Consider the following 8,873-nt stretch of genomic DNA (forward strand, 5'->3'; position numbering starts at 1 on the left):
CCCAGAAGGCCAAGCTGGAGAAGCTCGGCGCGGTCGTCGTGTTCAGCGATGTCGGCAACGGATCGAGCCTCGATGGCCGCGATCAACTGGAAGCCGCGATCCGGCTGCTCGACAAGGGCGACATCCTGATGGCGCTCCACCATTCGCTCGCTCGCGCCAGTTTTCAGGTTCTTATCTCGCGCGCCAGTTAGCGATGCCTCAGTGACGACGAAGCAGTTGATGCCGTCAATGAGGCGGACGTCGGCCACGTCGAGTTGGCAAATCTCGTTTAGACGCATGCCAGTGTGTAACCCGATCAGCGGGACCCAGAAGCGCGCGTTGCGCGGGCGCTGGTGTCCCGGCCTTGCGTAGCCACGCTCCCCATCGAGACAGCCTCGATATAGCGGCGCGTCAAAAATCAGTCGAAGCTGGGCGGGACTGAAGGGCGAACGCTTATCCTTCTTCGCCGTATCATCGGGCAAGCGGAGCCCCTTGATCGGGTTTCGAGCGAGAAGTTCTTCGTTCACAGCCCAGTTCAAGAAGGTGGAGAGATTGCCGATGCAGGCGTTTGCATTGGCCGCGCTTATCAGTGTGACATCGCCTCGCTCACGCGCGAGTTCGGCTGCTTGGCGCGGGGTCAGTTTCGGGAAGCGCTTGGCAGCATTGCGGGGCAAAAAGCGCAGCACGTCGAGATAATCCCGAACATGGGTCCGTGAGATCGTGCTCATCACGATATCATTGCCGATGACGGACACGGCCAACCTGCGGCTGGTCTCATAGGCTTCACGTGTGCGCGCCGACCATGCCTGCGTTGGATCGGCCAAATAGCGCTTATAGGCTTCTCCGAAGGTAAGGCAGGGAACCTCGTCAACCTGCGGAGTCGACTGCTCCCCCGCCCCGCTTGCCCCGGCTCCATTTAGACGGCCCGTGGAGAGCTCGTCCGGGGACGGTTCGATCAGCGTCAGGTCCACGGTCAGACCAGCCATCGAGCGGCAATTTTCAATTTCGGACTCTACTCGCGCCATCGTTCCCGGCAACCGCCGCAGAGCGAGTTTGAGGCTGTCCGTCCGCAATGAACGCCAAATCTCTGCTCGACCAAAAAGGCTTCCGACATCGCGCGGGACACGACGCCGATAGTAGAACTGGCCCCCTCGCAGGCACAATCCAACTGGACGATTGTGTAGCAGCTTTGTGTAGCAGTCAGATCGACGTTTTCTGACCGGATCGCGGGCACTTAGCTGAGGTTTGACGCCCGGATTGTGTAGCAGTTCCGTGTAGCAGACGCGCTTGGGGAACCGTCTTTTCGACGATTCCCCAAGATTTTCAGTTCGTTGAGAACCCCTGGTGCCCAGGAGAGGACTCGAACCTCCACGCCCTTGCGAGCGCCAGCACCTGAAGCTGGTGCGTCTACCAATTCCGCCACCTGGGCACGGGGTAGGCGGCGCGCTTAGCGGCGGCTCTGCGCGCTTGTCAACCGGACTTCGGCAAGGCAAGGGCGCGGGCATGAAAGACGCGATCGTCACGGTATTCGGCGGCGGCGGATTTATCGGCCGCTACCTCATCCAGCAATTGTTCGAAGCGGGTGCGCGCGTCCGCGTCGTCCAGCGCGATCCGAAGGCGGCCTTCTTCCTGCGGCTCGGCCGGATCGGCCGCATCCAGTTCCTTGCCGCCGACGTGCGGAACAAGAAATCCGTGGAGCGCGCGGTCGCCGGCTCCGACGCCGTTGTGAACCTGGTCGGCGTGCTGGGCGGCGATTTCCAGGGCATCCATGTCGATGGCGCGCGCAACGTCGCCGAAGCCGCGGCGGCTGCCGGCGTCCGCGCGCTGGCCCATCTGTCGGCAATCGGCGCCGACCCGGACTCGCCGTCGCGCTACGGCCGCACCAAGGGCGAAGGCGAGGCCGCCGTGCGCGCCGCCTTCCCGGCGGCCACCATCCTCCGCCCGTCGATCGTGTTCGGGCGCGAGGACGAATTCACCAACCGCTTCGCTCAGATGGTCAAATGGCCGGTCGTGCCGGTAGTGCGGGGGCAGACCCGATTCCAGCCGGTGTTCGTGACCGACCTGGCGCAGGCAATCGCAAGGGCCGTGGCCGATCCGGAAAGCTATGGCGGCAAGAGCTATGACATCGCCGGCCCGGAGCCGATCGCGATGACAGAGTTGCTCCACCGGCTGGCCGACTGGACCGGACGCTCGCCGAAGTTCGTCTCCCTTCCCGATGCGGCGGTTGCCGCCATGGCACGGTTCGGCGGCTGGGCGCCTGGCGCGCCGATCACCTGGGATCAGTGGCTGATGCTCCAGCGCGACAATGTGCCCGCGCCGGGCACTTCCGGGCTGGACGCGTTCGGCGTCACGCCGACTCCGCTCGCAGCGGTCGCGCCGGGCTGGCTGGTCCAGTATCGCAAGCACGGCCGCTTCGGCGCAGTGCGGGCGACGGAGGGCTGATTCCCATTCCCGTTCGTGTCGAGCGAAGTCGAGACACGACTGCGCGGACCGTTTCTCGACTTCGCTCGAAACGAACGGATTGATTCATGCCCCTCCTCCTTACCGCCATCCTGCTCGGCATCGTCGAGGGGCTGACCGAGTTCCTGCCGGTTTCGTCGACCGGCCACCTGATCCTTGCGTCGGAACTGCTGGGCTACAAGGCAGAGACCTGGGCGACGTTCAACGTGATCATCCAGCTGGGCGCGATCCTGGCGGTGATCGTGCTCTACTGGCGCACTTTCTGGGCGGTCGCGACAGGGCTGTTCAAGGGCGAGGCGACCGCGCTGCGTTTCATCGGCAACCTGCTGCTCGCTTTCGTGCCGTCGGTCGTCCTCGGACTGATCCTGATCGACCAGATCAACGCGTTGCTGGGCAATGCCGTGGTCGTGGCGGTCGCGCTGGTGCTGGGTGGCATCGCGATCCTGGTGATCGAGGCGCTGGTGAAGGCACCGGACGAACAGCCTGGCGTCGCCGCGGTACCGTGGCGCAAGGCGCTCGGCATCGGAATGCTCCAGTGCCTGGCCATGATCCCGGGCGTCAGCCGCTCCGGCGCGACGATCATGGGCGCGCTGGCGCTCGGCGTGGAGCGGCGAACCGCGGCGGAGTTCAGCTTCTTCCTCGCAGTGCCGACGATGCTTGGTGCGACGACGCTGGAGGTGATCAAGAATCATGAGGAGCTGACGTCCGGTCATGTGGATTGGGGGCTGGTGGGTGTCGGCTTCGTCGTCTCCTTCCTGGTCGCGATCGTCGTGATCCGCTGGTTCGTCGGCTTGATCTCACGCCGGGGATTCGCGCCCTTTGCCTGGTACCGGATCGTCGCCGGCAGCCTCGCGCTGGTGTGGCTGCTGGCAAGATAGGTCCGGTATGAAGCCCATCATCATGCCAGATTGATGCTAGTGACAGCGATTTAGCTCGATATCGCGCGCATTAACGTCAGCATAGCTGACTTACTGCCGAATTTCTGCGTGACTCTCCTCGAAATGCGCTGCGATAACGGCAGCGAAGGAGGGCGTGCGTGTGGCCGATCGGAGGATGCTGAAGTTCGTCGATCTGGGGCAAGCCTATCCGGCCAAGCGCCCGGCCGAGCTGCGCGCCGAGGATTTCCGCGAGATTGCCGACCGCTATGCGGTGGCCGACGCAGCCGCCCAATCGGGGCGCTGCTCGCAATGCGGCGTCCCCTATTGCGCTGTCCATTGCCCCCTGCACAATCACATCCCGGATTGGCTGCGGCTGACCGCCGAAGGGCGGCTGCGCGAAGCCTATCAGCTGTCCAACGCGACCTCGACCATGCCGGAAATCTGCGGCCGCATCTGCCCGCAGGACCGGTTGTGCGAAGGCAATTGCGTGATCGAATTCTCCGGCCACGGCGCGGTGACGATCGGGTCGGTCGAAAAGTTCATCACCGACACCGCCTGGGAACAAGGCTGGGTCGAGCCGCTGCGGCCGGGGCACCCGACCGGTCAGTCGGTCGGCGTGATCGGCGCCGGGCCGGCGGGGCTCACTGCGGCCGAATATCTGCGCGCCGCGGGCCATGACGTGCATGTCTATGACCGCCATGACCGCGCCGGCGGGCTGCTGACCTACGGCATCCCGGGGTTCAAGCTGGAAAAGGAAATCGTCACCCGCCGCGTGGCACGGCTTGAGGAAGGCGGGGTCGTCTTCCACCTTTGTGCGGATGTGGGCGGCGCGCTGCCCTTCGCCGAGCTCCGCGCCCGCCACGACGCGCTGTTGATCGCGACGGGCGTGTACAAGGCGCGCGGCGTTACGGCGCCGGGCGCCGGCGCGACCGGCATCGTCGAGGCGCTCGATTATCTGATCGCGTCCAACCGCAAGGGGTTCGGCGACCGGGTTCCGGCGTTCGACAACGGCACGCTGAACGCCCAAGGCAAGCATGTCGTCGTGATCGGCGGCGGCGACACGGCGATGGACTGCGTGCGCACCGCGGTTCGCCAGGGCGCGAAGTCGGTCCAGTGCCTCTATCGCCGCGACCGTGCCAACATGCCGGGATCGCAACGCGAAGTCGCGCATGCGGAGGAGGAAGGCGTCGAGTTCCTCTGGCTCTCCGCCCCCGAAGCGTTCGAAGCGGCGGAGAATGGCTGGGTCTCGGGCGTCCACGCGACCCGGATGCGGCTGGGTGCCGCCGATGCGAGCGGCAGGCGGGCGCCGGAGCCGGACGCGGAGGGCGGCTTCCGCCTTGACGCCGATCTCGTCATCAAGGCGCTTGGCTTCGATCCCGAAGAACTGCCGGCGATGTTTGCCACGCCCGAGCTCGGCGTCACCCGCTGGGGCACGCTCCGCATCGACCACCAGAGCATGATGACATCGCTGGACGGCATCTTCGCCGCCGGCGACATCGTTCGCGGCGCCAGCCTCGTCGTCTGGGCGATCCGTGACGGTCGGGACGTCGCCGAAAAAATGCACGCTTGGCTCAAGGCGCGTGCAACCCAGGGGAGGAAAGCCGCATGAAACCGATCTGGCCCGCGCTCATGCTGGGCATCGCCATGCCCGCGCTCGCGCAGCCCGCACCGCAAGCCGCTGCGGAGGCGGCCAACCCCGCGCGTCTGGCCGCCGCACGCCAGCTCGTCGGCCTCCTCAATCTCGAGCAGACGTTCGACCAGATGTTCGTGCCCTTGATGCCGGTGTTTGCGCAGGCGGTGATCGGCGCGCTGCAAGGCGATCTGGACACGCGCGACGCAATGCGCGTCCTGCTGGAAAAGGGAGAGGGCGGGCAGGACCGGTTCGTCACCATCCTGTCGCAGGAATTCTTCAGGTCGCTGCGCGCGCGCTACCCGGACCTGAAGGAAAGCGCGGCGGCCGAATATGCGAAAACCTTCTCCGAAAGCGAACTGCGCGACCTGATCGCCTTCTATACGTCGGGAACCGGCGCGAAGATGCTGAGCCTCGCCCCCGATCTGCAAAAACGGCTCGCTGCTGCCGGCCAGGAGATCGGGCGCAAGGCCGGCGAAGAAGCCGGCCGCCGCGCTTTCGAACGCGCCGAGCAGGAGATGCTGCCCCGCAAGGCGCAAACCAGCTCATGAATGACCAGCGCCGCCGTCTGCCATCGGCGTCACGTCGCCGAAAAGATGCACCAATGTCTGAGTTCTACATCGCAATCGGCAGCTTCCATTGCGGCAGCGGCTTGAAGAAGGCATTCAGAATGAAGCACCTCCCGATTTACCTCGTCGCGACGCTGGCTCCTGCGATTTCTGCTCCAGCAGCGGCACAGCCTGTCCAGGCTGCACCGGCAGATGCGGCCGACCAGTTGATCAATCTCATCCTCAACCCCGACAAGCTGGCACAGGATGCCCGCACCGCCGCGCGCGCAGGCTTTATGAAGAGGCTGGATGCGGATCCGAATATCGCAAAAATGGAGCAGCTCCGGCCTGGCTTGATCCTCGCGCTCCGCCAAACGCTCGACACAGAGCTCTCTCGCGCCATGCCCGCCGCGATAACGCGGATGCGCGAGCGGTATCGCGAACTGTTTACCCAGCGGCTCACTGTCGCCGAATTGGTCGAGGTGCGTGACTTCTACTTGTCCCCGGTCGGTCAGCGTATGCTCGCACAATCCACCGCCGCTGCCCAGGCAAAGGCGATGGATATTGCCCAGCAGGGTGGGCGTCGGCTTGACGAAAAAAGCATGCAGGCAATCACGAATGAAGCAGCAGTCGCCGGCATGCAGATCGTGCGTCCCGAAGATGTGCCCCAACTGACGCGCTTCGCTCAAACGACCGCAGCCCAAAAGATGATCCCGCTACAGCAGGAGGCAAATGCGATTGCCGTGGCAGAGACCAACGCCATGATCGATACTGTTGGGCCGCGCCTGGGCGAAGCGCTGAAGGCCACGCTCGAGCGCCATATGCGCGGCGGGCGATGACCGGCCAGCGCACCCGTCTCGCCCGCGAGGGCATGTATCGGCCGGAGTTCGAATCCGATGCATGCGGCGTCGGGCTGATCGCCGCGACGGACGGCCGCGCGTCACGCCGCGTGGTCGCATCCGCGATCGAGGCGCTGAAGGCGGTGTGGCACCGCGGCGCGGTAGATGCGGACGGCAAGACCGGCGACGGCGCCGGGCTGCACCTCGACCTCCCCACCCGCTTCTTCGACGATGCAATCGAGAGCTCCGGGCACAAGGTGCGGCCGAACCGGCTCGCGCTCGGCATGATCTTCCTGCCGCGCACCGACCTTGCCGCGCAGGAGACCTGCCGCACGATCGTCGAATCCGAAGTGATCGACGCCGGCTATACCATCTATGGCTGGCGGCAGGTGCCGGTCGACGTCTCCGTGATCGGCACGAAGGCGCAGGCTACGCGGCCCGAAATCGAGCAGATCATGATCGCCGGGCCGCTGCCCGATGCCGAGAGCGCGGCGGATTTCGAGAAGAAGCTGTACCTGGTCCGCAGGCGGATCGAGAAGAAGGTGATCGCTGCGCAGATCGCCGGCTTCTACATCTGCTCGCTGTCGTGCCGCTCGATCGTCTACAAGGGGCTGTTCCTGGCGGAGAGCCTCAGCCTCTTTTACCCCGATCTGCAAGACGAGCGCTTCGAGAGCCGGGTCGCTATCTTCCACCAGCGCTATTCGACCAACACTTTCCCGCAATGGTGGCTGGCCCAGCCGTTCCGCTGCCTCGCCCATAATGGCGAGATCAATACGATCCGCGGCAACGCCAACTGGATGAAAAGCCACGAGATCAAAATGGCCAGCCTTGCGTTCGGCGAGGCGTCGGAGGACATCAAGCCGGTGATCCCGGCCGGCGCGTCCGATACGGCAGCGCTGGATGCGGTGTTCGAGGCGATCTGCCGATCCGGCCGCGACGCGCCGACCGCCAAGATCATGCTGGTGCCCGAGGCCTGGAACGCGGCCGACCTGCCGCCCGACCAGAAGGCGATGTACGCCTATCTCGCCTCGGTCATGGAACCGTGGGACGGGCCGGCCGCGCTGGCGATGACCGACGGCCGCTGGGCGGTCGCGGGCATGGACCGCAACGCGCTGCGGCCGCTGCGCTACACGCGCACCGACGACGGGCTGCTGATCGTCGGGTCGGAGACGGGCATGGTCGTCGTCCCTGAGACGAGCGTGGTCGAGAAGGGCGCGCTCGGGCCGGGGCAGATGATCGCGGTCGACCTGGATGCCGGCGGCGTGTTCGAGGACCGCGCGATCAAGGCCCGGATCGCCGCCGAGCAGCCGTACGAGCGAATGGTAGCGGGCTTTCGGAGGTTTGAGGACCTTTGTGCCGCTGCGAAAGCAGGGGCCCAGAGCGGCGGGGCAGATGGGCCCCTGCGTTCGCAGGGGCACGAGCTGACCCGCCTCCAACTTGCCGCCGGCCAGACGCTGGAGGACATGGAGCTGATCCTGTCGCCGATGGTCGAGGACGCGAAGGAAGCGGTCGGCTCGATGGGCGACGACACGCCGCTTGCCGTCATCTCGGACAAGCCGCGCAATATCGCCCAATTCTTCCGCCAGAATTTCAGCCAGGTCACCAATCCGCCGATCGACTCCTTACGCGAAAAGCAGGTGATGAGCCTGAACACGCGCTTCGGAAATCTCGCCAACATCCTCGATATCGAGGGTCAGAATTCCAGCGTGCTGGTGCTCGAGACTCCGTTGCTAAGCTGCTCGGACTGGGACCGGCTGAGGGCGTCGTTCGGCGTCCAGGCTGCGGTCATCGACTGCACCTATCCGGCCGATGGCGGGCCGCAACAGCTCCGGGCCGCGATCGCCAGTCTCCGCGCCGAAGCCGAGCGTGCGGTGCGCGAAGGGCGGACCGAGCTGTTCCTGACCGACGAAGGGATCGGCCCGGATCGCGTGGCGATCCAGATGATCCTCGCCGCGGCGGCGGTGCACACGCACCTGGTGCGCAAGGGGCTGCGCTCCTACGCTTCCGTGAACGTCCGTTCGGCGGAATGCCTCGACACCCATTATTTCGCGGTGCTGATCGGCGTCGGCGCGACGACGGTGAATGCGTGGCTGGCCGAGGCGTCGATCGCCGACCGGCACGCGCGCGGGCTGTTCGGGCGCCTTAACCTTGAAGGCTGCATCGCCCGCTACAAGCAGGCGATCGGCGACGGCCTTTTGAAGATCATGTCGAAAATGGGGATCGCGGTGATCTCCAGCTATCGCGGCGGTTATAATTTCGAAGCGGTCGGGCTCAGCCGCGCGCTCGTCAACGATCTGTTCCCCGGCATGCCCGCGAAGATTTCGGGTGAAGGCTATGCGTCGCTCCACCTGAACGCGCGGATGCGGCACCGGGCTGCATTCGATCCGGCAGTCGTGAACCTGCCGATCGGCGGTTTCTACCGCCAGCGCCACGGTGGCGAGACGCACGCCTATTCCGCTCAGCTGATGCACCTGCTGCAGACGGCCGTCGCGACGGACAGCTATTCGACCTACCTGCAATTCGCGCGCGGCGTGAACGA

The 8,873-nt window shown here is 65.4% G+C and carries 7 protein-coding genes, 1 tRNA gene and 1 pseudogene; 6 read left to right on the forward strand and 3 right to left on the reverse strand.

The window, feature by feature from the left end:
- From VFT73_RS01990 to VFT73_RS01995, 3 genes and pseudogenes are all read right to left on the reverse strand, one after another.
- Positions 1-965: hypothetical protein (locus VFT73_RS01990; protein ID WP_326408466.1), on the reverse strand; the 965-nt coding region annotated here is incomplete at its 3' end.
- A gap of 15 nt (positions 966-980) precedes the next feature.
- Positions 981-1,142, reverse strand: a pseudogene (locus VFT73_RS15260) (DUF6538 domain-containing protein); the annotation flags it as partial.
- A gap of 179 nt (positions 1,143-1,321) precedes the next feature.
- Positions 1,322-1,408: transfer RNA gene (locus VFT73_RS01995), tRNA-Leu, on the reverse strand.
- Positions 1,409-1,482: 74 nt separating this feature from the next.
- Here VFT73_RS01995 and VFT73_RS02000 point away from each other — a divergent pair.
- From VFT73_RS02000 to VFT73_RS02025, 6 genes are all read left to right on the forward strand, one after another.
- Entirely contained in the window at positions 1,483-2,421 is a 939-nt protein-coding gene (locus VFT73_RS02000; protein ID WP_326408467.1) for a complex I NDUFA9 subunit family protein, read from the forward strand.
- An 86-nt stretch (positions 2,422-2,507) separates the two neighbouring features.
- Complete coding sequence (locus tag VFT73_RS02005) at positions 2,508-3,317, forward strand: undecaprenyl-diphosphate phosphatase (RefSeq protein ID WP_326408468.1); 810 nt, start codon at positions 2,508-2,510, stop codon at positions 3,315-3,317.
- 160 nt (positions 3,318-3,477) lie between these two features.
- The gene (locus VFT73_RS02010; protein ID WP_326408469.1) at positions 3,478-4,926 is read left to right on the forward strand and encodes an NAD(P)-dependent oxidoreductase; all 1,449 of its coding nucleotides are present in this window, start codon (positions 3,478-3,480) and stop codon (positions 4,924-4,926) included.
- Positions 4,923-5,498 (forward strand): DUF2059 domain-containing protein, encoded by a 576-nt coding sequence (locus tag VFT73_RS02015; RefSeq protein ID WP_326408470.1) that lies wholly within the window; start codon positions 4,923-4,925, stop codon positions 5,496-5,498. The genes VFT73_RS02010 and VFT73_RS02015 overlap by 4 nt, the downstream gene beginning before the upstream one ends.
- Positions 5,499-5,551: 53 nt before the next feature.
- Positions 5,552-6,334 carry a DUF2059 domain-containing protein gene (locus VFT73_RS02020; protein WP_326408471.1) on the forward strand — a complete coding sequence of 261 codons (783 nt, stop codon included), beginning with the start codon at positions 5,552-5,554 and terminating at the stop codon, positions 6,332-6,334.
- The coding region (locus tag VFT73_RS02025; protein ID WP_326408472.1) for a glutamate synthase central domain-containing protein at positions 6,331-8,873 on the forward strand (2,543 nt) is incomplete at its 3' end. The genes VFT73_RS02020 and VFT73_RS02025, both read left to right, overlap by 4 nt.

It is taken from the genome of Sphingomonas sp., assembly GCF_035758555.1.
Classification (GTDB): Bacteria; Pseudomonadota; Alphaproteobacteria; order Sphingomonadales; family Sphingomonadaceae; genus Sphingomonas_B.